The following is a 25,991-nucleotide window of genomic DNA, read 5'->3' on the forward strand; positions in this document are numbered from 1 at the left end:
CGTTCCCACCGATACCTACTCGCCGGTAAGTTGACTCCCGTGGACCTCTCCCCGCTGAGCACCCGCCTCACCTCGGCCGTCGATCTCGCGAGGGGACTCGTCCCGGTCGCACGGGCCGGGATCGTCCGACCCATGCGGCCGAGCCGTCTCGCGGGGGTGGCGGGGGCCTGGGTCCGCTGGGACCTCACCCCCGGCGGGCTGCTCAGCATCTCCGCCCGTCGCGCTCCCGGCCGGACGGCGGTGGTGGACGACGCGGGCAGCCTGACCTACGCCGAGCTCGACGCCTCCGTCAGCGCGCTGGCCCGGTCCCTGCAGCGCCGCGGCATCGGGGAGCGCAGCCGGGTGGCCGTGCTCTGCCGCAACCACCGCGGCGTCCTGCAGGTGCTCGGCGCCACCGGTCGCCTGGGTGCGGACCTGGTGCTGCTGAACACCGGGCTCTCGGCCGGGCAGCTCGCGGACGTCGTGTCCGAGCAGGGTGTCGACCTCCTGGTGGCCGACGGCGAGTTCGCCGACGTGGTGCCTAGCGGGCCGGACGCCCCTGTGCTGGTGCAGGCCTGGGCCCCCGACGAGGGCACCGGCCTCGCCGCCCCCACCCTCGCCGAGCTCGTCGACGGAGCCCCGGACGAGCCGCTGCCCACCCGCCCCCGCCGAGGCCGGACCGTGGTGCTCACCTCCGGCACCACGGGCACCCCCAAGGGAGCCCACCGCCCCGAGCCCCGCAGCTGGCTGCCCGCCGCGGCGGTGCTCTCCCGCATCCCGCTGCGCAGCGGGCGGACCACCGTGGTCGCGGCGCCGGTGTTCCACACGTGGGGCTTCGCGGCGCTGCAGCTGAGCCTGGCTCTGGGCTCCACCGTGGTGCTGCGCCGCCGCTTCGACGCCGCGACGGTGCTCACCGACGTGCAGGCCCACCACGCCGATGCCCTGTTCGTGGTGCCGGTGATGCTGCAGCGGATCGTCGAGCTGCCCCCCGCCGAGCGCGCCCACGACACGTCCAGCCTCCGGGTCGTCGCCGCCAGCGGCTCGGCCCTGGGCGTGCCCCTGGTCCGCCGGGTGCTCGCCGAGCTGGGTCCGGTGCTCTACAACCTCTACGGCTCGACGGAGGTCAGCTGGGTCTCCATCGCCACCCCGGACGAGCTGGCGGCCGCGCCCTCCACGGCCGGTCGGCCGCCGCTGGGCACGCGGCTGGCCGTGGTCGACGAGGACGGCGAACCCGTGCCGGTGGGCACCGTGGGCCGGGTGTTCGTCGGCAACGGCATGCTCTTCGAGGGCTACACCCGCGCCGGCGAGGACAAGGAGGTGCTCGGCGGGCTGATGTCCACCGGGGACCTCGGCCACGTCGACCACGACGGGCTGCTGCACCTGGACGGCCGGTCGGACGACATGGTCGTCTCCGGCGGGGAGAACGTGTACCCCGGCGAGGTCGAGGACGTCATCGCGGCCGTGGACGGCGTGCGCGAGGTGAAGGTGGTGGGCGTGTCCGACGAGCGGCTCGGCGCCCGGCTCGCCGCCTACGTGGTGGGCGACGGGGTGGACGCCGACGCCGTGCGCGCCCACGTCAGGAAGCACCTGGCGCGGTTCAGCGTGCCCCGGGACGTGGTGCTGCTGGACGAGCTCCCCCGCAACGCGACCGGCAAGGTGGTGACCCGCGAGCTGCCCGGCTCGACCGGTGGGTCGTGACCCGGCCCGCCGTGGACCACTAGGTTCGCGGGACACCCACCACCAGGAGGCCGACGATGACCGTCCACGTCGTGACGGGGGGCACGGGCTTCCTCGGTCGCCACGTCCTGCCGCTGCTGCTCGCGCGCACCGACGTCGAGGCGGTGCACGTGCTCGTGCGCGAGTCCTCCGTCGCCCGCCTGGAGGCGATGGCGGCGGGCTGGGACGGCGGGGAGAAGGTGCACCCGCTGGTCGGCGACCTCACCGCCCCCGGCCTGGGCCTCGGCCGCCGGGGCCCGCGCGCGGCCGACCACGTGATCCACCTGGGCGCGGTGTACGACATGACGGCCTCGGAGGAGGTCAGCCGGGCCGCCAACGTCGAGGGCACCCGGTCGGTGATCGCCCTGGCCACCCGGCTGGGCGCCACCCTGCACCACGTGTCCTCGGTTGCCGTGGCCGGCGAGCACCGCGGCCGCTACACCGAGAGCGACTTCGACCGGGGCCAGAGCTTCGGCTCCCCGTACCACCAGACCAAGTTCGAGGCCGAGCAGCTCGTCCGGGAGACGTGCACCGGCCCGTGGCGGGTGTACCGCCCCAGCGTGGTGGTGGGCGACTCGGTGACCGGCGAGATGGACAAGGTCGACGGGCCCTACTACTTCTTCGGCGCCCTGCGCCGGCTCGGCGAGCTCGCCCCGGGGATGGCTGCCGTGCCGGTGGCGGTCCCCGACGTCGGGTCCACCAACATCGTCCCCGTCGACTACGTCGCGCAGGCGCTCGTGCACCTGGTGCACCGCGCCGAGGGCGACGGCAAGGCCTTCCACCTGGTGCACCCCCGGCCGCAGTCGGTCCGCGAGGTCTACGGCGCCTTCGCCGCGGCCGCCGGCGCCCCCACCCCGGTGCTGACCGTGCCCGCCCCCTGGCTCGTGCCGTTCGGGGCGATCGGCGCGGCCGTCTCCCGCGTGCCGGGCGTGAGCACCGTGCGCGACCTCGTGCTGGACCAGCTGGGCATCCCCCCCGAGGTGGTCGACCACCTGACGTTCACGGCCACCTTCGCCAGCAAGCAGACCCAGGACGCGTTGCGCGGCAGCGGGATCGTCTCCCCCGAGCTCGGCACCTACGCCGACGTGCTGTGGCGCTACTGGGCGGCCAACCTCGACCCGGACCGCAACCGGCGCCACGACCCGGCCGGCGAGCTCGTGGGGCGGGTCGTCGTCATCACCGGGGCGTCCTCGGGCATCGGGAAGGCCACCGCGCTGAAGCTGGCCGACGAGGGGGCGGTCACGATCCTGCTGGCCCGCCGGGCCGACGAGCTCGACGAGGTGGTCCAGGAGGTGCGCGCCGCCGGCGGGGAGTCCTTCGCCTACCCCTGCGACATCACCGACCCGGACTCCGTGACCTCCGTGGTCAAGGAGATCATCGCTGCCCACGACCACGTGGACGTGCTGGTCAACAACGCCGGGCGCTCCATCCGCCGCTCGATCACGCTGAGCACCGACCGGTTCCACGACTTCGAGCGCACCATGGCCGTGAACTACTTCGGGGCCGTGCGCCTGGTGCTGGAGCTGCTGCCGCACATGGAGTCCCGCCGCACGGGCCACGTGGTCAACGTGAGCTCCATCGGCGTGCAGACCCACCCGCCGCGCTTCTCGGCCTACGTGGCCAGCAAGGCTGCCCTCGACGCGTTCAGCGAGGTGGTGGCCAGCGAGACGTGGCACGACGGCATCACCTTCACCTCGGTGCGGATGCCCCTGGTGCGCACCCCGATGATCGCGCCCACCTCGCTCTACGACGCGTTCCCCGCGGCCACCCCGGACGAGGCCGCCGCCATGCTCGTGCGGGCGATCAAGGACAGGCCCAAGCGGATCAACACCCCGGTGGGCACCCTGGGCGAGCTCATGGGCACCCTCGCGCCCAAGACCAAGGACGCGATCCTGCACCAGGCCTACCGGGTGTTCCCCGACTCGGCCTCCGCGCGCGGGGAGAAGAAGGTGGTCTCGCCCGTCGACGCCGACGCGCCCGCCTCGTCCGGGGGGTCGTTGGTGCCCTCCGCCCCGGGCGTCAAGCAGGCCTCCCGCGCGGCCGTCGCCTTCATGCGACTGCTGCCCGGCGTGCACTGGTGAGCCACGCCCGCTCCGCCAGCGCGGCGGGGACGGGAGCACGCCCGCCACGGTGAGCACCGTTCCTCACGCGCACGCCACCCGGTTCGGCCGTACCGTCGAGCGGGTGAGGGTGAGCTGGCGCTGGGCGGTGGTGGTCCTGGCGGTGGCAGCACTGGCCGCTGCCCCCTCCGTGGTCGCCCGGTTGCCCGTCGGCGACACCGACGTCTCCGCCGCCGGGCTGCTCGCCCGGGTCCGGGGGTCGTCGGAGATCCCCTACTCCGGCTACGCCCAGTCCACCGGTGGGGTGGTGCTGCCGGTCACCGACCCGCTGAGCTCGCTGACGAACCTGCTGGGCGACACCACGACCATGCGCACCTGGTTCCTCGGCTCGGACCGGTGGCGGGTGGACACCGTGCTGCTCACCGGCGAGCGCGACCTCTACCGCGACGGGCTGCAGACCTGGTCATGGGACTACGAGGCCGCCCGTGCGGTGCTCAGCACGGACCCGGCGCTGCGGCTGCCCCGCGAGGCCGACCTGCTGCCCACCGAGCTCGGTCGGCGACTGCTCAGCGAGGCCGAGCCGTCGGAGGTGAGCCGGCTGCCCGCCGTGCGGGTGGCCGGGGTCGATGCTCCGGGGCTGCGCCTGGTGGCCGCCGACGCGCGGACCACGGTGAGAGAGGTGGACGTCTGGGTCGACCCCGGCACGGGGCTGCCGCTGCGGGTGGACGTGCTCGGCGACGGCGCCACCCGTCCCGTGGTCACCACGTCGTTCCTCGACTTCTCGACCGCGGTCCCGGACGCCGCGACCACCTCGTTCACCCCGCCGCCCGGAGCCGAGGTGGAGCGGCAGGGCCCCACCGACCTGGCGGCGCTGGCCGACCAGCACTCCGACGCCGTGCCGCCCACCACGCTCGCCGGGCTCCCGGCCCGCGAGCGGGTGGGTGCCGGCGCCGTGGGGATCTACGGCAGCGGGGTGACCCTGCTCGCGGCGATCCCCCTGCGCGGCCGGGACACCCATGGACTCCGCGACCAGCTCGAGGCCACCCCGGGAGCCGTGGTCGACGCGGACGGTGTGGGTGTCGGTGTCGGTCCGCTCAACCTGCGCCTGACCACCCGCGGTGCGGACGGGACCAGCTGGATCATCTCCGGGACGGTCACCGCCGACACCCTCACCGCCGCCGCCCAGCAGCTCGCCACAGGAGGCTCCGCATGATCCGCACCACCGGGCTGACCAAGCGCTACGGCTCGCTGCGGGCGGTGGACTCCGTCGACCTCGACGTCCGCGCAGGTGACATCTACGGCTTCCTCGGCGCCAACGGCTCCGGCAAGACCACGACCGTGCGGATGCTGCTGGGGCTGGTGCTGGCCACCTCCGGGACCATCGAGGTGCTCGGCGAGCCGATGCCGCGCAGCCGGCACTCGGTGCTGCCTCGCGTCGGCGCGCTCATCGAGGGCCCGGCGGCGTACCGCAACCTCTCCGGTCGCACCAACCTCGCGATGCTCGACGCCGCGGGGCCCGGGGGCTCGCGCCGCACCCGCCGCACCCGGGTCTCCGACGCGCTGGAGCAGGTGGGGCTCGCGGGCGTTGGGCGCCGACCGGTGAAGAACTACTCCCTGGGCATGCGGCAGCGACTCGGCCTGGCCGCCGCCCTGCTGCGCACCCCGGAGCTGCTCGTCCTCGACGAGCCGACCAACGGCCTGGACCCGCAGGGCATCCGCGAGATCCGGGAGCTGTTGCTCGGGCTGCACGCCCAGGGCACCACGGTGTTCCTCTCCAGCCACCTGCTGGCCGAGGTGGAGCAGCTGTGCGACCGGGTGGGTGTGCTCGACCGGGGTCGGCTGGTGGTGCAGGACCAGCTCAGCGCCCTCACCCGCCCCACCGGTCGGGTGGTGGTGCACACCCCCGACCCCTCGCACGCCGTGGCGCTGCTCTCCGGGGTGACGGAGGCGGAGGTGGTCGACCGGGACGGCCAGCGCCTGGTGGTGGCACACCCGGACCCGGCGCGGCTGAACGCGCTGCTCGTCGCGGACGGGGTGCGGGTGCGCGAGCTCGTGGACCAGCGTCGCAGCCTGGAGGACGCGGTGCTGGCGGCGACCGGTCCGGGCTCGGACCACGTGGGCGCCGAGGCCCCGAGCCTCCGAGCCGGGGCCGCCGCGTGATCGGCGTCGAGCTCCGCGCCCTGCTCCGCCGTCCCCGCACGTGGGTGGTGATCCTGCTGCTGGACCTGCTGCCGACCATCGTGGCCGTGCTCGTGTCGGTCACCAACGTCGGCCCGCGCCCGGGCCAGGGCCCGGCGTTCCTCTCGGCCGTGCTCGCCAACGGTCAGCTCTTCCCGCTGGCGGCCCTGGCCATCGTGCTCCCGCTGTTCCTGCCCGTGGCCGTGGCCGTGGTGGCCGGGGACGCCATCGCCGGGGAGGCCCAGGCCGGCACGCTGCGCTACCTGCTCGCCCGACCGGTCGGGCGCACCAAGCTCCTCGTGGCCAAGCTCGTGTCGGTGGTCGTGTTCGTGCTGCTCGCGGTGGTGGTGGTGGCCGGCACCGCGTACTTCGTCGGCACGACGCTGTTCGGCACGTCGACGCTCGCGGCCACCAGCGTCTCGGGCACCGTGCTCAGCGGCCAGCAGGTGGCACTGCGGACCGCCCTGGCCGTGGGCTACGTGACGCTGTCCATGCTGGGCGTCGCGGCCATGGCCCTGTTCCTCTCGACCCTGACCGACTCCCCGCTCGCGGCCACCATCGGCGCGCTGGCCCTGCTCATCGCGTCCTCGCTGCTGCTCACCCTCGACGCGGCCGGGGCGGTGCAGCCGTACCTGCCGACGCGGTACTGGCTCGCGTTCACCGACCTGTTCCGGGACCCGGTGCCGCTGCGGGACATCACGCGGGGCATCGGGCTGCAGGCCGTGTACGTGGTGGTGCTGGTGGGTGCGGCGTGGGCGAGCTTCACCTCGAAGGACATCACCAGCTAGGAGCGCGGGCCGCCGTAGGTCGCGCAGCTGCCGGAGCCCGGGGTCACGGTCGGGCCCGACCCCAGCTCGGCCAGCACCAGGGCGCCGACCACCGGGTCGCGCGGAAGGTTCCCGTGGTCCACCGTCGCCGACGGACAGACGTCCTGCACCGGCACGTCGCGTGCGCCGTCCAGGCTGGCGGAGCGCGGCGGCGTCACCACCTGGTCCCTCGTCGTCCAGAACGATACCCACTGCGGCCCGTCCGGGGTCTCGTCACCGGAGTTCAGCGCGCTGAGCACGAAGCTGTCCGGCGCGAGCTGCCGGCAGGCCGTCGGGCACTGACCGGGCACGAGTCCCGCCGCGAGCCCGGCGAGCTGGGTGCCGTGGTGCGGCGAGCCGAGGGTGACGATCCGCCGGGCCTCCGCGGCGCCGCCGAGGTCCTTGGCCCAGATGCGCGCCACCACGCCTCCGGCGGAGTAGCCGACCACGTCCACCGATCCCGCCCCGGTACGGCTGCGTGCGGCGTCCGCCGCGTCGGCGAGCGTCCGGGCCTGCACGGCGAGGTCCCCCGTCCCGCCGTCGGGCAGGTCCACCACGGTGGCGTCGCGCCCGGCGGCGCGCAGACGGTCGGCGAGCACGGTCAGCGACTCCGTCGAGCCGCCGTAGCCGGGAACCAGGAGCACCGGGCCCGGGACGGACTGGTCGACCGCGGCCACCGGCGCGTCGCTCGACCGCCCGGCCACCAGCGCGAGGCCCCCCGCGGCCACGGCCACCACCCCGATCCCCAGCAGGGCGAGCACGAGCCGACGGCGGGCCGGGGCCAGGGAGGACAGCACGGTTCCAGTGTGCCCGCGGCTCCCGCGGCGTGCGCCGGCCCGGGATCAGCGCTTGCGGGTGCCGAACAGCCCCCGGGTGATCTCCCGGCCCGCAGCCGAGGCCGCCGAGCGCAGGAAGCTCTTCACCGCCGGGTTGCCCAGCACCTGGCTGAACACCCCCTCCCGGTCCTGCTGGTCCTGATCCGGCTGGTCGTGGCGCTGCTCGGGCGCCGGTGCGTCCTCCGTGGCAGGGGCGGGCGCGAGCTTGGCCGCGAGCTTCTCGTAGGCCGACTCCCGGTCCACCGTCGCCGAGTAGGTGGCGTGCAGCGGGCTGGCGGCCGCCGCGGCCGTGATCGCCGGGTCCCCGATGGTGTCCATCAGCGAGCGGGGGGCCCGCAGTCGGGTCCACGCCACCGGGGTGGGGGCGCCCCGCTCGCTCAGCACGGTGACCACCGCCTCCCCCGTGCCGAGCGAGGTCAGCGCGGTCTCCAGGTCGTAGTGGGCGGTGCGTGGGTAGGTCTTCACCGTCCGCGCCAGCGCCTTCTGGTCGTCCGGGGTGAACGCGCGCAGGGCGTGCTGCACCCGGGCGCCGAGCTGGGACAGGACCGAGTTGGGGATGTCGGTCGGCATCTGGGTGCAGAAGAAGATGCCCACCCCCTTGGAGCGGATCAGCCGGACGGTCTGCTCCACCTGCGCCAGGAAAGCCTTGGACGCGTCGGCGAACAGCAGGTGCGCCTCGTCGAGGAAGAAGACCAGCTTGGGCTGGTCCAGGTCGCCCTCCTCGGGCAGGTCCTCGAACAGGGTGGCCAGCAGCCACATGAGGAAGGTGGAGAACAGTGCGGGGTGGGCCGCGGAGGCGCCGAGCTCGACGAGGCTGATGGTCCCGCGCCCCTCCACCACGCGCAGCAGGTCGGCGGGGTCCAGCTCCGGCTCGCCGAAGAACGTGTCCCCGCCGTCGGCCTCCAGCGTGACCAGCGCGCGCAGGATCACCCCGGCCGTGGCCGAGGACACCCCGCCGATGCCCTTGAGGTCCGCCTTGCCCTCGTCGCTGGTCAGGTGGCTGATGACCGCGCGGAGGTCCTTGAGGTCCAGCAGCGGCAGTCCCTGCAGGTCGGCCCAGTGGAAGATCAGCCCGAGCGTGGACTCCTGGGTGGGGTTCAGACCCAGCACCTTGCTCAGCAGCAGCGGGCCGAAGCTGGTCATGGTGGCCCGCACGGGGACGCCGATCCCGTCGGTGCCCAGGGACAGGAACTGCACCCCGAAACCCGTTGCCGCCCAGGTGTCACCGGTGTCGGTGGCGCGGGTGGTCACCCGGTCGGAGCTCTGGCCGGGGGCGGAGAGCCCGGACAGGTCGCCCTTCATGTCGGCCATCACCACCGGCACGCCCGCCGCCGCGAGCTGCTCGGCCATGAGCTGCAGGGTCTTGGTCTTGCCGGTCCCCGTGGCCCCGGCGACGAGGCCGTGCCGGTTCATCATCGCCAGCGGGATGCGCACCCGGGCGGACGGGTCGACGGTGCCGTCGACGACCACCGTGCCCAGCTCCACCGCCGCGCCCCCGGTGGCGTAGCCGGCCGCGATCTCCTGCGTGGGCGTCTGCTCGCTCGGCGTCTGCTCGCTCATGGGTCGGGACAGTACTGACGGGGACCGTCGATAGGGTGGTCCAATGCAGGACAAGCTGGTGTGGATCGACTGCGAGATGACCGGGCTCGAGCTGGCGACGGACAAGCTCATCGAGATCGCGGTGCTCGTCACCGACAGCGATCTCAACGTCCTGGACCCGGGCATCGACCTGGTGATCCACGCGGACGACGAGGCGCTGGCCGGGATGCCGGAGGTGGTGCAGAAGATGCACGCCCACTCCGGGCTCACCGAGGAGGTGCGGGCAGCCACGCTCACCCTGGCCGACGCCGAGCAGCAGGTGCTCGCCTACGTCCAACGGTTCGTCCCCGAGGCGCGGACCGCCCCCCTGTGCGGGAACAGCATCGCGACCGACCGCGGGTTCCTCACCCGCGACATGCCCGAGCTGGACGCGCACCTGCACTACCGGATGATCGACGTGAGCTCGATCAAGGAGCTCAGCCGCCGGTGGTACCCACGGATCTACTTCGGCCAGCCGGAGAAGGGGCTCGCCCACCGGGCGCTGGCCGACATCACCGAGAGCATCCGCGAGCTGGCCTACTACCGGCGCACCGCGTTCGTGCCCCAGCCGGGCCCGTCGTCGGACGAGGTGAAGGCCGTGGCCGCGGACCTGCTCGCCGGGGGCTGAACCCGATTTCGTGACCGGCCACCCAGGCGGTAGTTTGTGCGAGGTTCCCGGGCGACCGGGACCGTGGTGGGTGTAGCTCAGTTGGTAGAGCACCGGGTTGTGATCCCGGTTGTCGCGGGTTCAATCCCCGTCACTCACCCGCAGGACACGCAGGTGGTGCAGCCCAGGACCGTGCGTCCTGGGGTGCACCACCCGTCCCTCGGCCCCGCGATCGCGTCGTCAGCACGCCGGCCGGGCGGTTGCGGGTGTGCTCAGCTGCCGGGGTTCCACTCCCACCCGGCCAGCCGCTGCAGGGCGGCGGCCCGGTCGGTGGGCAGGCTGCCGCTCCGGTGGGCCGTGCGCTGCCGGCTGACCCACGCCCCCAGCCGCACACCACCGGTGGTGTGGCCTGTCGGGACGCGCGCGGTGCCGTTCTCGGCGGCGTACGCGCAGAGCAGGGCGAAGGTGGTGGCCCACGCCTCCTGCTGCCCAGCACCCCAGGACCACCCCGGCAGCGCCTCCAGCTGGGTGACCTGCTCGTCGCCCAGCTCGCCGGTGCGACGCTCGTGGCGGCGGGCGCTGACCCACCGGGACAGCACCACCCCCTCCACCGCCACACCTGGGGGCAGGGTGCCGATGTCGCCGTGGTTCTCCGCCCACGACCACAGGGCGGCCACCGCCTTCTTCCACGTGTCGCTGTGCACCCCGTACATCCCTGCACCATCCCCTGCTCGTCACTCCCACCCGCCGCTGGAGGTACCCGGTCGACGCGTTGCCCGCTGCCCCCGGGGGGCACCCGGTCACGCCACGGCGGCCGCCTCCCCGGCAACCCGCCACGGTCCCGGTGAGGCCTCGGTCAGCCGCTCGTCGATCTCGGTGGCGGTCAGGGGCCGGGCGTAGAGGTGGCCCTGGGCGAGGTCGCACCCCACCGCCTTCACCTGCCGGTGCTGGTCGGTGGTCTCGACGCCCTCAGCGACCACGGCCATCCCGAGGACGTGGCCCAGGGTGGTGACCGCGTCGATGATCGCCGTCCCTGCTGGGGTGTCGTCGAGATCGGCGACGAAGCCCTGGTCGATCTTCACGATGTCCACCGGGAGCCGGCGCAGGTGGGACAGCGACGAGCAGCCGGTGCCGAAGTCGTCCAGGGCCAGCCGCGGACCCAGGGCCTTCAGCGCGGTCAGGGCGATCAGGACCCGGTCGCCGTCGTCGACGACGTCGCTGTCGGTCAACTCCAGGACCACCTGGCCGGGGTCCGTACCGGTGCGGCGAAGGACGTCCGCGACCAGCCTCGGGAAGTCGGGGTGCACGAGCTGGTGGGTGGACACGTTCACCGCCACCTCCAACGCGATGCCGGGGTGCGTGGAGGCCCACCGGGCGTGGTCGGCGCACGCCTGCTCCAGCACCCACGCCCCGATGTCACCGATGAGCCCGGTGCTCTCCGCGATCTCCACCACCACCGCCGTGGGTACCGGACCCCGGGTGGGGTGGGTCCAGCGCAGCAGGGCCTCCACCCCGACCACCGCCCCGTCGGTGAGGGCCACGACCGGGTGGTATAGCACCGACAGCTCGCGGTGGTCCACGGCACGGCGCAGGTCTTGCTCGAGAGTGGCCCGGTCGTGGGTCTGGACCCCGGTCCCGAGGTCGACGACCTGGTGGTTGGCCCCACCGAGCCGCTTCGCCTCGTACATCGCCGCGTCGGCGCGGTGGATGAGCACCTCGGTCAGCTCCTCCCCCGGGCCTGAGTGGGCCACCCCCACGCTGGCCGTGACTGACAAGGTGATCCCACCGAGGACGAACGGGTGGCCGAACGCGGCATCCACCCGGTCAGCAACCCGGTGCACGTCGTCGACGCCGGTCAGGCCCTCGCACAGGAACACGAACTCGTCGCCGGACACCCGGGCCAGGGTGTCGCCGGGGCGGACCAGCCCGGACAGCCGGTGCGCCACCGCCAGCAGCAGCTCGTCGCCGGCCTGGTGGCCGTGGACGTCGTTGATCTGCTTGAACCGGTCCAGGTCGCAGAACACCACCACCGACGTGCTGTGGTTCCGGGTCGCCCGCGCCGCGGCGTGGATGAGGCGCTCGTGCAACAGCCTGCGGTTCGCCAACCCGGTCAGGGCGTCGTGCGTCGACGTGTGCTCGTGGTAGTCGGCGGCCCTGGCGGCGTCCTCCCGGGCCTGGGCGTTCAGCAGGTACGCCGCCGTCACGTCGGCGAGGGTCTGCGCGGCCTCCGTGTCCTCGTCGCTCAGGTCGCCGGGGGTGTCCCGGTAGAGGTCCAGGGCTCCCAGGCACCCCGCGGGGTGGCGCAGCGGGAAGGTGAACACCGCCGCACACCCGGCGGCGACCGCGGCCGGGGAGAACACGGGGAACACCGCATCCAGGGCCAGGTCCGCGATGGCCACGGGCCGCTGGGAGGAGCAGGCGAGCAGGCACGGGCCCTGCCCCAGCTCGGACTGCAGCTGCTCGAAGCGCAGCGCGGCACCGTCGGAGGCGGCGATGTAGTGCGGGTCGCGGCCGCGGTCGATCAACGTCACCCCGGCCGAGGTGACGGGCAGGACACCCACGATGCGCTGCACGAGGTGGTCCAGGATCGCCTGGATCGGAAAATCGGTGACCAGGGTGCGGGCGAACTCCGACAACACCGTCGACAGGACACGTTCCTCGACCACCGGGGCTCACCACCGTTCAGGCGCTGCACTGCAGGGCCCGCACACGCTCCGAACGGGGACGTCGACCGACGTAACCCCACTGTGCCCGCCGGAGCAGCACGACGGCAAGCACCGCCTCACAGCAGGTCCGGACCCGGCCCCGTCACGCCCCCGTCGGGGTCGTCGTCGTCCAGGTCGTCGTCGAGGCCGTCGTCCGTGTCGAGGCCGTCGTCCGTGTCGAGGTCGTCGTCCGAGTCGAGGGGTGGGTTCCGGGACGCGGCGGCGGCCACCACCTCTCGGGCGGTGGCCACGATGCCGAGCCCGGTACCCGCCGCCCGGGCGTCCAGGACCACCCGGGCCTCGGCCGGGGTGCGGCCTCCGCCCATGACCACCCCGAGGGCCTGGTTGATCACCGAGATCTCCGCCCACCCCGACGTACCCGACACCGGGTGCGCCCCGTCGGGATCATCGAGGTGGGCGTCCAGGACCACCGCCCCCGGTGTTGGGTCCTGCCGGGCAGCATCCGCGGCGAGGTCGACGAACGCCCCCGGCGTGCCCGCGTAGAAGACCACGCTGCTGCGGGGACCCCACCGGCCCGCAGGCTCCAGCGTGATGAGCACCGAGGCACCGACAGCTCCCGGGCCGGTGCCACCGGCGCCCCGACCCATGGCGGTGATGGTGAACGGGTAGCCGTCCACCAGCACCGTCAGGCGCAGACCCATGAACGAGGACACCGACACCCCGACCACCGCACCCAGACGGTGCACCTGCGACTGCAGGTCCGCGTCGGGGTCGTCCAGGGCGTCGGTCAGCACGGCCAGCTCGGCGGCCAGGGCACGGGAGAGATCCACGAGGAACCTCGGGGGACGCTCCGACGACGCCGTGCTCGTGGAGCCTGGTCCCCGCGCCCGGCAGACCGCGGGGTGCAGGGTCCGAGTCCCGGCGCGGGTCGGTACCCGCACCCCGTGGTCTCAGGAGCGAGACGCTACGCGCGTTCGGTCCGCACGGTGCGACGAGATGGCATCGCAGGTGCGGGTCCCTGCGTCCGGACGGTCAGCTCTCGGTGCGCCGGGCGCGCGACCGGCTGCCGGCCTGCTCGACGATGCCCTGCGCGAGGACGGACACTGCGGTTCTCCTGCTGGCACCCCCTCCGACCCGACCAGGGGCATCGACAGCGCGCTGCGCACCCCCAGGCGGCCCAGCCCGGGCCCGAACCGCGGCCACGTCCGGTCCACACCCAGCTCCTGCGCAGCGTCCTGCACGGTCCGCTCCGGCGTCCACGAGGCCGACGGTCGCATCGTGGTCTATGTTCGAGAAAGGGTTCGGACCGGGAGCCCATCGCGTCCACCGGACGTCCAACCCCAGGCTCGTGGTCTCCCGGGAGACGTGCTCGTGGCCCACTCCGCTCCGCGCCCCGCAGCCCTGCCGGGCCCGAACACCCACCCCGGGGACTGGCAGCTCCACGGTCTGTGCCGTGGCTTCGACCCGGCGATCTTCTTCCCTCCCGACGACGAGCGCGGCGATGCCCGTCGACAGCGCGAGATGGTGGCGAAGTCGCTGTGTCGGCAGTGCCCGGTGCAGCTGCAGTGCCGGAGCCACGCCGTCGCGGCGCGGGAGCCGCACGGCGTGTGGGGCGGGCTCTCCGCCGAGGAACGCCGCGAGCTCGCGCACATCGGCGTCGAGGTGCACGTCACCGCGGACGTCACGAGCACCTCGACGGTCCGCCGCACCGCAACGATCCGCGCCGGGGCCGGCCCCCGGTCCGCCGTGGTGAGCGGGCTCCGCGCCACCGTTGCCGGACAGCGGCGAACCGGAACGGTCCTGAACCGGAACGGGTCGCCGGGTGGAAGCGTTCCGTCGACGAGCCCGACGAGCCCGACGTGCTCGTGACCTCGGTGTTCCGAGACGTGCCTCGGCCGTCGGCTCAGTGCATGACCCGTGCGGCGCCGGTCAGCCGGGACAGCTGGTCGGCGATCCTGGCCGGCAGGACCGTGAACAGCCGACCCTGGAGCGCGACCTCCCGCGGTACGTAGATCTCCGGGGTACCGCGCCGCAGGGCCGCCACCACCGCGCTGCCGACCAGCTCGGGTTCCACGGTCCGCACACCCCACGCCCGCCGGAACCCACCGGTCATCCCGGTCCGGACCACGCCGGGCACGACCACGGTCGTGAGCACCCCGGACCCCCTCAGCTCCCCCCGCAGTGCACGGGTGAAACCCAGCACCGCGTGCTTCGTGGCCGAGTACGTCGCGCCCTGGGGAGCGGCGACCATGGCCGCCGTGGACGCCAGGTTGACGACGTGACCACCGCCGCGCGGCAGGAACCGCTCCAGCGCGAGCTGGGTGCCCGTCAGGACCCCGCCGAGGTTCACCTCGACCTGCAGCGAGACATCAGCCGGGGAGGCGTCCGCGAACGGCCCCGTGCGCAGCACACCGGCGTTGTTCACCACCGCGTGCAACGGGCCGAGCTGCGCTTCAGCTCCGTCGAGGAAGGTGGCGAACGACGCGCGGTCGCGGACGTCCACCACCAGGCCGCACGCCGGTCCGGGCAACGACCGTGCCGCCGCCGCGCTGGCGTCCGCCGACAGGTCACCGATGGCGACCGACATACCGGCGTCGCTGCACGCGCGGGCGATGGCAAGACCGATGCCACGCGCCCCGCCCGTCACCGCCACGGTCTTGCCGGCCAGCTCACAGGACACCATCCAGCGCTCCTCCTCGTCGGTTCCCCCGTCGTGCGGAGGCTATCGACCGGTGGTCCGGGAGCTCCCGACGGGCGACGCGGGTCCCGGGTGGGGTGCGCGCCGCGGCGGCGCTGTGGGACGGTCAGGCTCGTGGGTCACGACCACCTCGTCCAGCCGGTCGAGCCGGTGCCCCGGACGAAGGGTGGACCACCGTGGACGCACCCGCCGTCGAGGGCTCGTCGCCTGCCGGTCCTGACCTTGCTCGCCTGATCCGCTGGACGACCGCGGGAGGCGGCTGGCGGGTTTCCGCGCGCACGGTCACCAGCCTCACCGTTGCGCTGGTGACGTGCGACGGTGGCGAGGAGATGGACCGCATCGTCTCCTCGGACCCCGAGCTCATCGCCCACGTCGACGCCGATCCGGGCGCGGGCGCGGGCGCGGGGCCTGGGTAACCGGCGGTCCGCGTGGACCGGTCCGGACCCCGTCACCCACCGCGGGGCGGTGGACGACCGGACGGTCGGGTCCGTCACCGGTGGTCCTGCTGGTTGCCCGGGCCGACGGCCGGTGGCAGGGCGGTGGTGCTCAGCGTGCGGACGAGGGGGCCGATGAGCCGGTCGAAGACCCCGGGCGCCAGGGTGAACGCCGCGGCCAGCACCTTGTTGCCGAGGCCGCCCACGGCGTCCACGTCGTGCTCGCGCGAGCCGCGGGCGGCTGCGGCACGGACCGCCCGGGCCACGGTCCGGGGCGATGTGGACGGCGGCGGCGGGGTGGCGCCGTGCTCGCTGCCCCCCACGGCGCTGGAGTAGATCGAAGTCCGCACCGACCCCGGTGCCACCGACGTCACCCGTACCCCGGGCAGGTCCCGGTTCTCCTGCTGGAGCACCCGCACCAGTCCGCGCAGCCCCCACTTGGAGGCGACGTAGGCCCCCATCCCGGGCACCGCGACGCGACCGAGCACCGATCCCACGACGACGAGGGTCCCGGCGCCCTGCGCCCGGAACACGACCAGGCTCGACCGGGCCACGTTCGCCGCCCCGACGAGGTTGGTGCTGATGACGTGGGCGAAGACGTCCGCGGTGGTGTCGGTGTGGTGGCCGTAGGCCGAGACCCCAGCGACGTGGACGCAGATGTCCAGGCGCCCGAAGCGTGCGAGCGCCGCCGCGACGGCCCGCTCGACCTGGGCGTCGTCGGTCACGTCGGTGGCGACGACCTCGACCGCGGCGCCGAGGTCCTCGCAGACCGCACCGACCTCGACCAGCGCGTCGACGGACCGGGCGCACAGCACCAACCTGGCACCGCGGGCGGCGTAGAGCTCGGCGGTGGCCCGCCCGATGCCCTGCGACGCCCCCGTGACGAGGACGACCGGACGCGCCGGGTCGTGGGCACTGGGACGCGGGGTGCGCCCGGCGGCCGGTTCAGCGGTGGGGCTCACCGGTCACGGCCGGCGGCAGTGACGCGGCTCGGCACGATCGGGGACCGCGCGGTGGTCGTCATGGGTCGACGGTGACAGGGCGGAGCCCGCGGGGCAGAACGATGGCGTGGCCACGCACGTCACCAGCACCAACCGTGACCGCCGACCGGCGAGCGGTCACCACAGGTCGCGGGGGTGGGCGCGACGGGTGCCGCGCGAGAGACCGGGCCGGGGCAGGAGCACGCCGACCGGCCCCGCGGAGGACACCCTGCCGAGGGTGTCGACGGCCGGCGCCGTCCTCGACCCGGCCACCGGACCGCCAAGCACGACGGCACCGGTCGTCGGGCGGGCCCAGGGCGGTGGGTCGAGGCGCTGTGGGTCGGTCATGGCGGTTCTCACCTCGAGCTCAGGGGTGGCCGGTGGGGCTGAGGCCCGCGCGGCGGAGCGTCAGCTTCGCCGTCACCGTGACACACGGTGCGGGACGCGGCGACTCGGGAACGGCCGCCACGACGGGTCCGAGCCGGCACAGCACCCCGGACCGACGAGGAAACCGTCCCCGCTGTTCGGCCCGGCGTTCACGGCCCGGTCGCCACCGTGCCCAAGGCTGCGCAGGTCGCTCAGCCCCTCCACCACCGGCGCCCAGCAGTCCACCAAGGCGGAGACACCCGGTGCACAGCTCTCGGCGCGGCCTGCCGGCCAGCAACACCTGGACCAGCCACGCCAGCACCACCTACGGCCGCTGCCTCGACGGAACCCGGTCGTGCGCGCGGCCGCGGCGGGGTCTGGCCAGCACGGACGTGGACGCGGCCGACCAGCCCCTGCTCGGCGCCCTCGCCCTGGCCGCGGGCTGCGCGCTCGTCCTGCTTCGGCCGTCGGCGGCGCACCGGCCCGCGGCGCTGACCGGCCGGCGGGCTGCCGAGGAGCACAGTGGGCGGACCCGAGGAGAGGTGCACCGTCGTGAGCGCACGGTACGAGGAGCTCGACCGCCGGCCGACGGCGATGGGCGAGATCAGCCTGCGTCGCCGGTGGGAGCCGGTGCTGCGGGTCGACGTGCACGAGGTGCGCCTGGGTGAGGAGTTCCTGATGTCCAGCCTGTTCACCGTGGCCGAGGAGGAGCTCGCCCGGCTGGGGCTGGCCGCGACCACCGGCCGCGAGCTCGACGTGGTGGTCGGCGGCCTGGGGCTGGGATGCACCGCCGTGACCGCGCTGGAGGACCCGCGGGTGCGGTCGCTGCGGGTCGTCGACGCCCTTGAGGCCGTGATCGGGTGGCACCGGGACGGGCTGCTCCCGCTGGCTGGAACGCTCACCGGGGACCCGCGCTGCGAGCTCGTGCACGGCGACTTCTTCGCCCTCGCCGCCACGGGTGCGCTCGGGCCCGCGCACGTGGTGCTGCTCGACGTCGACCACTCCCCGCGCGCCGTCCTGCACCCGAGCCACGCGCCGTTCTACACGGCGGACGGTCTGACCAGGCTGGCCTCGGGGCTGCACCCGGGCGGGGTGTTCGCGCTGTGGTCGGACGACCCGCCCGACCACGACCTGCTCGAGGTGCTGGGCGCGGTGTTCGCCACGGCCCGCGCGGACGTGGTGCCCTTCGCCAACCCCTACACCGGCGGCGAGTCGGCCAACACGGTGTACGTGGCCACCACCGCGGGGTGATCCGGGCGCCGTGCCGGGCCGGGTGGTGCGCACGGCCGGGGGGTGCCTACCGTCACCAGTCGGTCCGCCGTCCAGAGCTGGGAGCACCACTGATGTCAGGAAATGCGGCGAGCCCCGCCGTCGAGCCCCGCACCGAGCTCGAGGTCCTGCGCGAGGTGGAGCAGCGGGTGCTGTGGCTGGCCACCGCCACCGTCGACCACGCCAACCGGGTGCGGCCCAACCCCGGCGGGCTCAAGGTCGGCGGCCACCAGGCCTCCAGCGCGTCCATCGTCTCCATCATGACCGCGCTCTACCTGCGCCACCTCGGCCCCGAGGACCGGGTCTCGGTGAAGCCGCACGCCTCACCCGTGCTGCACGCCCTCGAGGTGGTGCTCGGCCAGCTCGACGCGGCGCACCTGACCACCCTGCGCGAGTTCGGCGGGCTGCAGAGCTACCCCAGCCGCACGAAGGACCCGGTGCCCGCCGACTACTCGACCGGCTCGGTCGGCATCGGCGCCACCGCCCCGATCTGGGGTGCGCTGGCCCGGCGCTACGTCGGGGCGCACTTCAACCCGCAGCCGCACGGTCGGCAGTGGTCACTGGTGGGCGACGCCGAGCTCGACGAGGGTGCGGTGTGGGAAGCGGTGCTGGACCCGATGGTCGCCAGCCTCGGCGAGGTGGTGTGGGTGGTCGACCTCAACCGCCAGTCGCTGGACCGCGTGGTGCCCACCATGGGGGCCACCCGGCTCGAGGGCATGTTCGCCGCGGCGGGCTGGCAGGTGCTGACCGTCAAGTACGGACGGGTGCTCACCGAGCTGTTCGCCCGGCCCGGCGGGGAGGCGCTGCGCCGGCGCATCGACGACATGACCAACCCCGAGTACCAGCGGCTGCTGCGGCACGGCGCCGAGCGCGCCCGGACGGTTCTGCCCGGTGAGGGACCGGGGGCCCCCGCCGTCGCGGCACTGGTCGCCGGCCTGGACGACGAGCACCTGATGGCCGCGGTCCGCAACCTCGGCGGGCACGACCTGGCCGCGCTGGACGAGGCCTTCGACGCCATCGACGACACCCGGCCCACCGTGGTGCTCGCCTACACGCTGAAGGGCTACGGGCTGGCCACCGAGGGGCACCCGCAGAACCACTCCGCCCTGCTGACCGGCGAGCAGCTGCACGAGCTGGCCGCCCGGGTGGGGGTGGACCCCGAGCGCCCGTGGGCGCCGTTCGCCGCCGGTTCCGCCGCAGCCGAGCTGTGCGCAGCGGCAGGCGCGCGCCTGCGCCGTGCGGCCGTTCCCGCACCGCCCACCCTGGAGGTCCCCACCGACCTGGGCCGCACCCCCTCGGGCACCGCCACCACGCAGGCCGCGCTCGGACGCACGCTGCTCGACCTCAACCGGGCCGCCCCGGAGGTGGGCGCCCGCGTGGTCACCGTGAGCCCCGACGTCAGCTCCTCGACGAACCTCGGCGGGTGGGTGAACAAGGTCGGGGTGTGGGCGGAGGCCGAGCGGGAGAACTGGTTCGCCGACGACTCCGAGACGATCCTGCACTGGCGCGAGCGCCCGACCGGCCAGCACGTGGAGCTGGGCATCGCCGAGACCAACCTCGTGGGCCTGATGGGCGAGCTGGGGGCGACGTGGAGCCGCTGGGCCCAGCCGCTGCTGCCCATCGGCGTGATGTACGACCCGTTCGTGGCCCGCGCCCTGGAGCCGTGGAGCTTCGGGATCTACGCCGGTGGCCAGTCGATCCTCGTCGGCACCCCGTCCGGGGTCACGCTCGCGCCGGAAGGTGGTGCGCACCAGTCGATCACCACCCCGTCGATCGGGCTGGAGCAGCCGGGCTGCGACACCTGGGAACCCGCCTTCGCCCTCGACACCGAGTGGTGCCTGCTCGCGGCCCTGGGCAACCTCGGCCGCCCCGGCGGTCGGTCGGCGTACCTGCGGCTGTCCACCCGCGGGGTGGACCAGACCCTGGCCGCGGTGCCCACCGACCCGGCGGCGCGCGAGCGCCGACGGCGGCAGGTGGTGGCCGGGGCGTACACCCTGAGACGGCGCGACCGCCCGGGGGTCACCCTCGTGGCCATGGGCGCGCTGGTCCCCGAGGCCCTGACGGCCGCCGACCGGCTCGAGGCCCAGGGCACCGCGACCGACGTCGTCGTGGTGACGAGCCCCGGCAAGCTGTTCGAGGCCGTGCAGGCCCGCGCCGGGCACTCCGACGCGCCCACCTGGATCCTCGACGCCGTCCTGGGCGCCGACCGGGCCGTGCCCATGGTCACCGTGCTCGACGGGCACCCGCACACCCTGGCGTTCCTGGCCGGGGTGCGGGGCGTGCGGGCCAGCCACCTCGGGGTGACGCAGTTCGGGCAGAGCGGCGACCTCGCGAGCGTGCACCGCCACCACCACCTGGACGCGGACGCCGTCGTGGCCGCAGCGCTGGACGTGCTGGGCTGAGCAGTCGCGCTCACGCCCCGTCGACGACGACCAGCTCGCGGCGGTCGCGGGGCGAGGTGCCCCCCCAGATGCCGTGCGGCTCACGCCGGTCCAGGGCGTCCTCGCGGCACAGGACGAGCACGGGGCACCGCGCGCAGACCGCCTTCGCCCGCGCCTCGTCCACGTTCACGTCGGCACCCCGTTCCGCGCACGCCGTCCGGCTCCGCGCCTACCGGGGCTCATCGGCCACCGACGCCGACACGGGACCGCCTGGCGCGAGCAGCCTGTGCAGCGGGCCCCCCGGGCCGTAGGTTCACCTCCAGAACGCGCCACGTCGGCGCGTCGGCATGTCAGAGCGGACATGAGGAGAGTGCAGATGCCTGCGATCAAGGACCTCGACGGCTTGGACCAGCGGATCGTCGCGTACGTGCGCACGCTCGGCCCACGCAAGAGCGGCCACGTCCGCATCACCGGTCACGGCCTCGCGAAGGACCTCGGCGTCGAGGTCGAGGCGGTGCGCCAGTCCCTGGCCCGGCTGGAGACGACGTACCTGCGGGCCGAGCGACGGATCGAGCCCACCAGCGAGCACTGGGACGTCTTCGGCGTGAAGGGCGACGTCACGGGGTAGGCACCGCCAGGAGGGTGTGCTCCGTTCGACCGCGGAGCAGCACCTCCTCTGTGGTCCGCCAGTGCGCAGCCTCCCCGGCGTCGCCGGCGTGCCCGGCGCGGGCCGCGGCGACGAGCCCCCCGGGAACGGTCTTGGCGAGCTCTCCCAGCCGGGCAGCCACGTTGGCCTGGTTCCCGCCACGGCAGGGTCCGCCCCTCTCGCGCACCTGTTCCCGGCCGCGCTGACCAGCCGATTTCGTGGCGCCCCACGGGCCCTGTTACTGTTCCGCCGGTCTGATCGACAGGCGCCGTTAGCTCAATTGGCAGAGCAGCTGACTCTTAATCAGCGGGTTCGGGGTTCAAGTCCCTGACGGCGCACAACCGCTCTCGAGAACGACCCCTCGCAGCTCGTGCGGGGGGTCGTTCTCGTCCCGGGTCCACCACCGAGGCATCGCGCGGGCCGGGTGCCGGACCGGGAGGCACGCGAACGTCACAGGGGCCCGACCGCGGTCTGCGGTCGGGCCCTGGACGTGTTCGGGGGGTCAGCGGCGGGCGCGGACCACCACGAGCGCCACCACGAGCACCCCGACGCCCGCGAGCGCGGCGCGCACCTTGGGGTCGGCGAGCGTGGTGCTGATCGTGCGGCGGGCGTTCTCGACCAGCCGCTGCGGGCTGGCGCGGGTGCTGAGCTCGTCGAGGGTGCTGGCGAGCTGCTCGCGGGCACGCACGATGTCCCGCTCGATGCTGTCGGTGTCCCGGGCCACGTGTCCTCCATCTGCTGCGTGCACTGCGTCGGGAGGAACCGTAGTGCAGGTACCGTCCGGGCTCGTGACCGAGAAGACGATCCTCGCACCGGGCGACACCGCGCCGGAGCTCACCCTCCCCGATGCGGACGGCAACCCCGTGTCGCTCGCGGACTACCGGGGCCGCTCCGTGGTCGTCTACTTCTACCCCGCCGCCGGCACTCCCGGATGCACCAAGCAGGCCTGCGACTTCCGCGACAACCTGGCCCAGCTCAACGGCGCGGGGCTCGACGTCCTGGGGGTGTCGCCCGACGCGCCCGCGAAGCTCGCTCGCTTCGTCGAGGCCGAGGGGTTGACCTTCCCCGTGCTGTCCGACCCGGGCAAGGAGGTCCTGCGGGCCTGGGGCGCGTTCGGGGAGAAGAAGCTGTACGGCAAGACGGTGACCGGGGTGATCCGCTCCACGTTCGTGGTGGACCCCGAGGGGAGGATCAGCACCGCCCAGTACAACGTGAAGGCCACCGGGCACGTCGCGAAGCTGATCCGCGACCTCGCTCTCTGACGCACGTCCGACCCCAGGGGCCGTAGCCCAACGGCAGAGGCACGCGGTTTAGGTCCGCGCCAGTGAGGGTTCGACTCCCTCCGGCCCCACCACCTGCGCGACCCGTCGACGCCGTGCCTCCGCCAACCGACGGCCCCGGGGCCGACCACGACGTCCGGTAGTACCGTGGTGCTCGTGCCGGAGACCACCACCACACCGCGTCGCGGCCCCCTCATCGCGCTGGTGGTCGTGGCGTTCGTGGCCTGCCTCGGCCTGGGCTGGTGGCAGTGGGAGAGGTTCTCCGCCGCCGGGGGCACCTTCCAGAACCTCGGCTACGCGTTCCAGTGGCCGCTGTTCGCCATTTTCGTGATCTACGCCTACCGCCGCTTCGTGGTGCTGGAGTCCGGGGCCGCCCCCGAGCAGGTGCGCGAGGCGGAGCCCTCCGAGCTCCCCGCCGGGCTGCTCCCCGAGCGCCCCCGGACCCACCTCGACGAGGACGACGAGCTCTTCGACTACAACACCTACCTCGCCCGCCTGGCCGCCCAGGAGCTGGACGAGGACCTGAGGAGCACCCGATGACGAGCTCCGCGACCACGCCCCCGGCGGCCCCCGCCGCCCTCACCCCGCGCGTGGCCTCGGCCCTGCTGCGCTACCGGGTGATGGCCTACGTCACCGGTGTGCTGCTCATCGGCCTCACCGTCGCCGTGATCTTCAAGTACACCTCGGGCGACGGCGGCTCGACCACCGTCATCGGTGTGGCCCACGGCTGGATCTACATCGTCTACCTGCTGGCCAGCCTCGACCTCGCCGTCAAGGCGCGGTGGCGCCCCGGGCCCGCCCTGCTGGTGCTCCTCGCCGGCACCGTCCCGCTCATGTCGTTCGTGGCCGAGCACCGCGTGAGCCAGCGGGTGCGCGCCGGGCGCCCGCTCTAGCGGGAGAGCTCGCGCAGAACGGGCACCAGCTGGGCCAGGGCCCGACCGCGGTGGCTGGACCCGTCCTTCTCCTCGGCCCCCATCTCGGCCGCGGAGCGGTCCTCGCCGTCCGGCACGAACACCGGGTCGTAGCCGAAACCGCCTGCCCCGGCGGGGGACCGAGTGATCCGGCCGGACCACCGCCCCAGCACCACGTGCTCGCCCACGTCCGGGACCACCAGGGCCACAGCCGAGACGAACGCGGCGCCGCGGCGCTCGTCGGGGACGTCGGCCAGCTGGGCCAGCAGCAGCGCGGTGTTCGCCGCGTCGTCACCGTGCCGGCCGGCCCAGCGCGCGGACAGCACCCCGGGCATGCCGTTGAGGGCGTCTACGGTGATCCCCGAGTCGTCAGCCAGGCAGGCGAGACCGGTGGCCGCGGCGCCGTCGTGGGCCTTGGCCAGGGCGTTGCCCTCGAAGTCGGGCGCGGTCTCCGGGGCCTCGTCGTAGGGCTCGACCTCGTCCAGGCCCAGCAGCTGCACCCCGACGATGCCCGCGGCGTCGAGGATGCGCTGCAGCTCGCGCAGCTTCTTGGCGTTGCGGCTGGCCACGAGCAGGCGCATCAGCGCTTCTTGCCCTTGGGTGCAGGCGTGGGCAGCGTGCCCGGGTAGGGCGCCGCGAGGGCCTCCACCTGCTTGCGGGTGAGCTCGGCGCACCCGGCCAGGGCCAGCTCGAGCATCGCGTCCAGGGTCGACCTGGGGAAGGTCGCCCCCTCGCCGGTGCCCTGGATCTCCACGAAGGTGCCGGCGTCGGTGGCCACGACGTTCATGTCGACCTCCGCACGGGAGTCCTCGGAGTAGGGCAGGTCGAGCCGCACGCGGCCGTCGACCACACCCACGCTCACCGCCGCGATGGAGCAGGACAGCGGTGCGGGGTCGGCCAGCGCACCCTTGGCCCCGAGCCAGGTCACCGCATCGGCCAGGGCCACGTACGCGCCGGTGATGGCCGCGGTCCGGGTCCCGCCGTCGGCCTGCAGCACGTCGCAGTCGATCGCGATGGTGTTCTCGCCGATGGCCGCGAGGTCGATGCACGCCCGCAGGGAGCGCCCGACCAGCCGGCTGATCTCCTGGGTGCGCCCACCGACCTTGCCCTTGACGGACTCCCGGGCGCTGCGGTCGTGGGTGGCGGCGGGCAGCATCGCGTACTCCGCGGTCACCCAGCCCAGCCCGGAACCGCGGCGCCAGCCGGGCACCCCCTCGGTGACGCTGGCCGTGCACATCACCCGGGTGCTGCCGAACTCGACGAGCACGGAGCCCGCCGGGTGGTCGGTGAACCCGCGGGTGATGCGCACCTCGCGGAGCTGGTCGTCGGATCTGCCGTCGGCGCGTGAGGACACACCGGCGACCCTACTGGCGCAGCAGGGAGCGGTGGAGCACGAGGTGAGTGGTGGCCACGGCGGGCCGGGCGGGGTCGGCGGGGTCGGCTGGGCACGCGTTTAGCGCGACAGCCGATCCGGACCGTGGCGGACGGTGGCTGGCGCGCTGCGGGAGGATGACGCCCGACCCCACCGCTGCGGTGGTGGCCACGGCACCGTCGACACGGTTCGCCGGGCAGCCGGACAGGAGGGCCCCGCGTGATCCCGTTCGCCTACTCCCGCGCCACCGACGCCCCGGCCGCCGTGGCCGCGGTCGCCGCGGACCCGGGCGCAGCCTTCCTCGGCGGCGGCACCGACCTCGTCGACCGCCTCAGGCTCGGGCTGGTGGAGCACGCACTGCTCGTGGACGTCTCGCGGTTGCCCGCCACGGTCGAGGCCCTCCCCGGCGGCGGTCTGCGCATCGGTGCGGCCGTGCGCACGACGGACCTCGCCGTGCACCCGCTGCTCCTGGCGCACTACCCGGTGCTCGTCGAGGCCTTGCTCAGCGGGGCCTCCAGCCCGCAGCGAGCCCTGGCCACCACCGCCGGCAACCTCCTGCAGCGCACCCGGTGCGTGCACTTCCTGGACGCCTCCGCCCCGTGCGGCAAGCGCGAGCCCGGCTCCGGCTGCTCCGCGGTGGGCCGCCACGACCGCCACCACGCGCTGCTCGGCGCCTCCGAGCACTGCACGGCGACCCACCCGTCGGACCTGGCCGTGGCCCTGGTGGTCCTGGACGCCGTCGTGGTGGTCCTGGGCCCCGAGGGTGAGCGCCGCGTCCCGGTGGTGGCGCTGCACCGCCTGCCCGGCGCGCACCCCGAGCGGGACTCGGTGCTGGCGCACGGCGAGCTCGTCACCCACGTCGAGCTCCCCCCGGCCGACGCCGCCGCGCGCTGCTCGACCTACCGCAAGGTCCACGACCGGTCGGCGCAGGCGTTCTCGCTCGTCTCCGTGGCCGCCGCGCTGGAGGTCACGGCCGGCACGGTCACCGCCGTGCGGATCGGGCTCGGCGGCGTTGCACCCAAGCCCTGGCGGGCGACCCTGGCCGAGTCGGTGGCGCTCGGTGCGCCCGCCACCGACAGCACCTTCCGGGCCGCGGCGGCCGCCGAGCTCGCCCACGCGCACGTCCGCGCGGGCAGCCGCTACAAGATCCCCATGGTCACCGGCACCCTCGTCACGGTGCTGCGCGAGCTGGCGCGGAAGCAGACCGGCACCGGCGCGGAGTAGGCGC

26 protein-coding genes, 3 tRNA genes and 1 pseudogene are annotated in these 25,991 nt (G+C 74.2%); 17 read left to right on the forward strand and 13 right to left on the reverse strand.

All coding sequences use genetic code 11. The annotated features are described in order from the left end of the window. Positions 1 to 39: 39 nt before the first annotated feature. The 5 genes from RHODO2019_RS11620 to RHODO2019_RS11640 are packed head-to-tail and all read left to right on the forward strand — an operon-like array spanning position 40 to position 6,721. Positions 40 to 1,677 carry an AMP-binding protein gene (locus RHODO2019_RS11620; RefSeq protein ID WP_265381953.1) on the forward strand — a complete coding sequence of 546 codons (1,638 nt, stop codon included), beginning with the start codon at positions 40 to 42 and terminating at the stop codon, positions 1,675 to 1,677. Between the two features lie 56 nt (positions 1,678 to 1,733). Beyond that, complete coding sequence (locus RHODO2019_RS11625) at positions 1,734 to 3,776, forward strand: SDR family oxidoreductase (protein WP_265381954.1); 2,043 nt, start codon at positions 1,734 to 1,736, stop codon at positions 3,774 to 3,776. A 49-nt stretch (positions 3,777 to 3,825) separates the two neighbouring features. After that, positions 3,826 to 4,968, forward strand: a complete 1,143-nt coding sequence (locus RHODO2019_RS11630) for a LolA-like protein (RefSeq protein WP_265381955.1) — start codon at positions 3,826 to 3,828, stop codon at positions 4,966 to 4,968. Beyond that, positions 4,965 to 5,915: an ABC transporter ATP-binding protein gene (locus RHODO2019_RS11635; protein ID WP_265381956.1), complete on the forward strand. Its 951-nt coding sequence runs from the start codon at positions 4,965 to 4,967 to the stop codon at positions 5,913 to 5,915. Before RHODO2019_RS11630 ends, RHODO2019_RS11635 begins: the two co-directional genes overlap by 4 nt. Continuing rightward, positions 5,912 to 6,721, forward strand: coding sequence for an ABC transporter permease (locus tag RHODO2019_RS11640; protein ID WP_265381957.1), 810 nt, complete (start codon positions 5,912 to 5,914; stop codon positions 6,719 to 6,721). Before RHODO2019_RS11635 ends, RHODO2019_RS11640 begins: the two co-directional genes overlap by 4 nt. Here RHODO2019_RS11640 and RHODO2019_RS11645 read toward each other — a convergent pair. Then, the gene (locus RHODO2019_RS11645; RefSeq protein WP_265381958.1) at positions 6,718 to 7,536 is read right to left on the reverse strand and encodes a lipase family alpha/beta hydrolase; all 819 of its coding nucleotides are present in this window, start codon (positions 7,534 to 7,536) and stop codon (positions 6,718 to 6,720) included. The genes RHODO2019_RS11640 and RHODO2019_RS11645 overlap by 4 nt on opposite strands. 45 nt (positions 7,537 to 7,581) lie before the next feature. Then, a complete protein-coding gene (locus RHODO2019_RS11650; protein WP_265381959.1) occupies positions 7,582 to 9,135 on the reverse strand; it encodes a helicase HerA-like domain-containing protein in 1,554 nt (517 codons plus the stop codon). A 43-nt stretch (positions 9,136 to 9,178) separates the two neighbouring features. On the opposite strand from RHODO2019_RS11650, the gene orn reads away from it, so the two are divergent. Both orn and RHODO2019_RS11660 read left to right on the forward strand, forming a co-directional pair. Then, positions 9,179 to 9,781, forward strand: coding sequence for an oligoribonuclease (gene orn, locus RHODO2019_RS11655; protein ID WP_265381960.1), 603 nt, complete (start codon positions 9,179 to 9,181; stop codon positions 9,779 to 9,781). A gap of 66 nt (positions 9,782 to 9,847) precedes the next feature. After that, a tRNA-His gene (locus RHODO2019_RS11660) sits at positions 9,848 to 9,920 on the forward strand. A gap of 112 nt (positions 9,921 to 10,032) precedes the next feature. On the opposite strand, the gene RHODO2019_RS11665 is transcribed toward RHODO2019_RS11660, so the two are convergent. The 3 genes from RHODO2019_RS11665 to RHODO2019_RS11675 all read right to left on the reverse strand — a co-directional run bounded on the left by RHODO2019_RS11665 (position 10,033) and on the right by RHODO2019_RS11675 (position 13,256). Next, complete coding sequence (locus tag RHODO2019_RS11665) at positions 10,033 to 10,473, reverse strand: helicase associated domain-containing protein (protein ID WP_265381961.1); 441 nt, start codon at positions 10,471 to 10,473, stop codon at positions 10,033 to 10,035. Between the two features lie 87 nt (positions 10,474 to 10,560). Next, the gene (locus tag RHODO2019_RS11670; RefSeq protein WP_265381962.1) at positions 10,561 to 12,426 is read right to left on the reverse strand and encodes a GGDEF domain-containing protein; all 1,866 of its coding nucleotides are present in this window, start codon (positions 12,424 to 12,426) and stop codon (positions 10,561 to 10,563) included. 116 nt (positions 12,427 to 12,542) lie between these two features. Next, positions 12,543 to 13,256: a hypothetical protein gene (locus tag RHODO2019_RS11675; RefSeq protein WP_265381963.1), complete on the reverse strand. Its 714-nt coding sequence runs from the start codon at positions 13,254 to 13,256 to the stop codon at positions 12,543 to 12,545. Between the two features lie 541 nt (positions 13,257 to 13,797). Between RHODO2019_RS11675 and RHODO2019_RS11680 the strand changes: the two are divergent. Then, positions 13,798 to 14,085 (forward strand): annotated as a pseudogene (locus RHODO2019_RS11680) (WhiB family transcriptional regulator); the annotation flags it as partial. A 244-nt stretch (positions 14,086 to 14,329) separates the two neighbouring features. Here the strand turns inward: RHODO2019_RS11680 and RHODO2019_RS11685 are convergent. From RHODO2019_RS11685 to RHODO2019_RS11700, 3 genes are all read right to left on the reverse strand, one after another. Beyond that, the gene (locus RHODO2019_RS11685; RefSeq protein ID WP_265381964.1) at positions 14,330 to 15,109 is read right to left on the reverse strand and encodes an SDR family NAD(P)-dependent oxidoreductase; all 780 of its coding nucleotides are present in this window, start codon (positions 15,107 to 15,109) and stop codon (positions 14,330 to 14,332) included. 505 nt (positions 15,110 to 15,614) lie between these two features. After that, positions 15,615 to 16,520, reverse strand: a complete 906-nt coding sequence (locus RHODO2019_RS11695; protein ID WP_265381965.1) for an SDR family NAD(P)-dependent oxidoreductase — start codon at positions 16,518 to 16,520, stop codon at positions 15,615 to 15,617. A gap of 156 nt (positions 16,521 to 16,676) precedes the next feature. Beyond that, a complete protein-coding gene (locus tag RHODO2019_RS11700; RefSeq protein WP_265381966.1) occupies positions 16,677 to 16,886 on the reverse strand; it encodes a hypothetical protein in 210 nt (69 codons plus the stop codon). Positions 16,887 to 17,456: 570 nt separating this feature from the next. Between RHODO2019_RS11700 and RHODO2019_RS11705 the strand changes: the two genes are divergently transcribed. After that, the gene (locus RHODO2019_RS11705; RefSeq protein ID WP_265381967.1) at positions 17,457 to 18,155 is read left to right on the forward strand and encodes a polyamine aminopropyltransferase; all 699 of its coding nucleotides are present in this window, start codon (positions 17,457 to 17,459) and stop codon (positions 18,153 to 18,155) included. Between the two features lie 92 nt (positions 18,156 to 18,247). Next, complete coding sequence (locus RHODO2019_RS11710) at positions 18,248 to 20,575, forward strand: thiamine pyrophosphate-binding protein (RefSeq protein WP_265381968.1); 2,328 nt, start codon at positions 18,248 to 18,250, stop codon at positions 20,573 to 20,575. A gap of 10 nt (positions 20,576 to 20,585) precedes the next feature. Here the strand turns inward: RHODO2019_RS11710 and RHODO2019_RS11715 are convergent, their stop codons facing one another. Then, on the reverse strand, positions 20,586 to 20,744 hold the full coding sequence (locus tag RHODO2019_RS11715) for a WhiB family transcriptional regulator (protein ID WP_290428870.1): 159 nt from the start codon (positions 20,742 to 20,744) through the stop codon (positions 20,586 to 20,588). A 186-nt stretch (positions 20,745 to 20,930) separates the two neighbouring features. Between RHODO2019_RS11715 and RHODO2019_RS11720 the strand changes: the two genes are divergently transcribed. Further along, positions 20,931 to 21,182 (forward strand): hypothetical protein, encoded by a 252-nt coding sequence (locus tag RHODO2019_RS11720; RefSeq protein ID WP_265381969.1) that lies wholly within the window; start codon positions 20,931 to 20,933, stop codon positions 21,180 to 21,182. Here RHODO2019_RS11720 and RHODO2019_RS11725 read toward each other — a convergent pair. After that, positions 21,172 to 21,342 carry a hypothetical protein gene (locus tag RHODO2019_RS11725; RefSeq protein ID WP_265381970.1) on the reverse strand — a complete coding sequence of 57 codons (171 nt, stop codon included), beginning with the start codon at positions 21,340 to 21,342 and terminating at the stop codon, positions 21,172 to 21,174. The genes RHODO2019_RS11720 and RHODO2019_RS11725 overlap by 11 nt on opposite strands. Positions 21,343 to 21,465: 123 nt before the next feature. On the opposite strand from RHODO2019_RS11725, the gene RHODO2019_RS11730 reads away from it, so the two are divergent. Then, positions 21,466 to 21,538: transfer RNA gene (locus RHODO2019_RS11730), tRNA-Lys, on the forward strand. Between the two features lie 164 nt (positions 21,539 to 21,702). Here RHODO2019_RS11730 and RHODO2019_RS11735 read toward each other — a convergent pair. After that, positions 21,703 to 21,924, reverse strand: coding sequence for a DUF3618 domain-containing protein (locus RHODO2019_RS11735; RefSeq protein WP_265381971.1), 222 nt, complete (start codon positions 21,922 to 21,924; stop codon positions 21,703 to 21,705). Between the two features lie 64 nt (positions 21,925 to 21,988). Between RHODO2019_RS11735 and bcp the strand changes: the two genes are divergently transcribed. From bcp to RHODO2019_RS11755, 4 genes are all read left to right on the forward strand, one after another. Further along, positions 21,989 to 22,462 (forward strand): thioredoxin-dependent thiol peroxidase, encoded by a 474-nt coding sequence (gene bcp, locus RHODO2019_RS11740; RefSeq protein WP_265381972.1) that lies wholly within the window; start codon positions 21,989 to 21,991, stop codon positions 22,460 to 22,462. A 16-nt stretch (positions 22,463 to 22,478) separates the two neighbouring features. Further along, positions 22,479 to 22,554, forward strand: a tRNA-Leu gene (locus RHODO2019_RS11745). Between the two features lie 76 nt (positions 22,555 to 22,630). Continuing rightward, positions 22,631 to 23,020, forward strand: a complete 390-nt coding sequence (locus RHODO2019_RS11750) for a hypothetical protein (RefSeq protein ID WP_435532222.1) — start codon at positions 22,631 to 22,633, stop codon at positions 23,018 to 23,020. Continuing rightward, positions 23,017 to 23,373 carry a DUF3817 domain-containing protein gene (locus RHODO2019_RS11755; RefSeq protein ID WP_265381974.1) on the forward strand — a complete coding sequence of 119 codons (357 nt, stop codon included), beginning with the start codon at positions 23,017 to 23,019 and terminating at the stop codon, positions 23,371 to 23,373. Before RHODO2019_RS11750 ends, RHODO2019_RS11755 begins: the two co-directional genes overlap by 4 nt. Here the strand turns inward: RHODO2019_RS11755 and rdgB are convergent. After that, positions 23,370 to 23,972 (reverse strand): RdgB/HAM1 family non-canonical purine NTP pyrophosphatase, encoded by a 603-nt coding sequence (gene rdgB, locus RHODO2019_RS11760; protein ID WP_265381975.1) that lies wholly within the window; start codon positions 23,970 to 23,972, stop codon positions 23,370 to 23,372. The genes RHODO2019_RS11755 and rdgB overlap by 4 nt on opposite strands. Further along, positions 23,972 to 24,745, reverse strand: coding sequence for a ribonuclease PH (rph, locus tag RHODO2019_RS11765; RefSeq protein WP_265381976.1), 774 nt, complete (start codon positions 24,743 to 24,745; stop codon positions 23,972 to 23,974). The genes rdgB and rph overlap by 1 nt, the downstream gene beginning before the upstream one ends. 237 nt (positions 24,746 to 24,982) lie before the next feature. Here rph and RHODO2019_RS11770 point away from each other — a divergent pair, with 237 nt between their 5' ends. Beyond that, positions 24,983 to 25,987: an FAD binding domain-containing protein gene (locus tag RHODO2019_RS11770; protein ID WP_265381977.1), complete on the forward strand. Its 1,005-nt coding sequence runs from the start codon at positions 24,983 to 24,985 to the stop codon at positions 25,985 to 25,987. The last annotated feature ends 4 nt before the right edge of the window (positions 25,988 to 25,991 follow it).

Origin of the sequence: Rhodococcus antarcticus (assembly GCF_026153295.1) — a bacterium.
Classification (GTDB): domain Bacteria; phylum Actinomycetota; class Actinomycetes; order Mycobacteriales; family Mycobacteriaceae; genus Rhodococcus_D; species Rhodococcus_D antarcticus.

Bases quoted from the DNA above. Each gene is read 5' to 3' on its own strand.
- RHODO2019_RS11710 (WP_265381968.1), top strand. From the start codon at position 18,248: ATGTCAGGAAATGCGGCGAGCCCCGCCGTCGAGCCCCGCACCGAGCTC.
- RHODO2019_RS11685 (WP_265381964.1), bottom strand. From the start codon at position 15,109: ATGGTGTCCTGTGAGCTGGCCGGCAAGACCGTGGCGGTGACGGGCGGG.
- RHODO2019_RS11720 (WP_265381969.1), top strand. From the start codon at position 20,931: ATGCCTGCGATCAAGGACCTCGACGGCTTGGACCAGCGGATCGTCGCG.
- RHODO2019_RS11700 (WP_265381966.1), bottom strand. From the start codon at position 16,886: ATGACCGACCCACAGCGCCTCGACCCACCGCCCTGGGCCCGCCCGACG.
- RHODO2019_RS11635 (WP_265381956.1), top strand. From the start codon at position 4,965: ATGATCCGCACCACCGGGCTGACCAAGCGCTACGGCTCGCTGCGGGCG.
- RHODO2019_RS11665 (WP_265381961.1), bottom strand. From the start codon at position 10,473: ATGTACGGGGTGCACAGCGACACGTGGAAGAAGGCGGTGGCCGCCCTG.
- RHODO2019_RS11625 (WP_265381954.1), top strand. From the start codon at position 1,734: ATGACCGTCCACGTCGTGACGGGGGGCACGGGCTTCCTCGGTCGCCAC.
- rdgB (WP_265381975.1), bottom strand. From the start codon at position 23,972: ATGCGCCTGCTCGTGGCCAGCCGCAACGCCAAGAAGCTGCGCGAGCTG.
- orn (WP_265381960.1), top strand. From the start codon at position 9,179: ATGCAGGACAAGCTGGTGTGGATCGACTGCGAGATGACCGGGCTCGAG.
- RHODO2019_RS11650 (WP_265381959.1), bottom strand. From the start codon at position 9,135: ATGAGCGAGCAGACGCCGAGCGAGCAGACGCCCACGCAGGAGATCGCG.
- RHODO2019_RS11755 (WP_265381974.1), top strand. From the start codon at position 23,017: ATGACGAGCTCCGCGACCACGCCCCCGGCGGCCCCCGCCGCCCTCACC.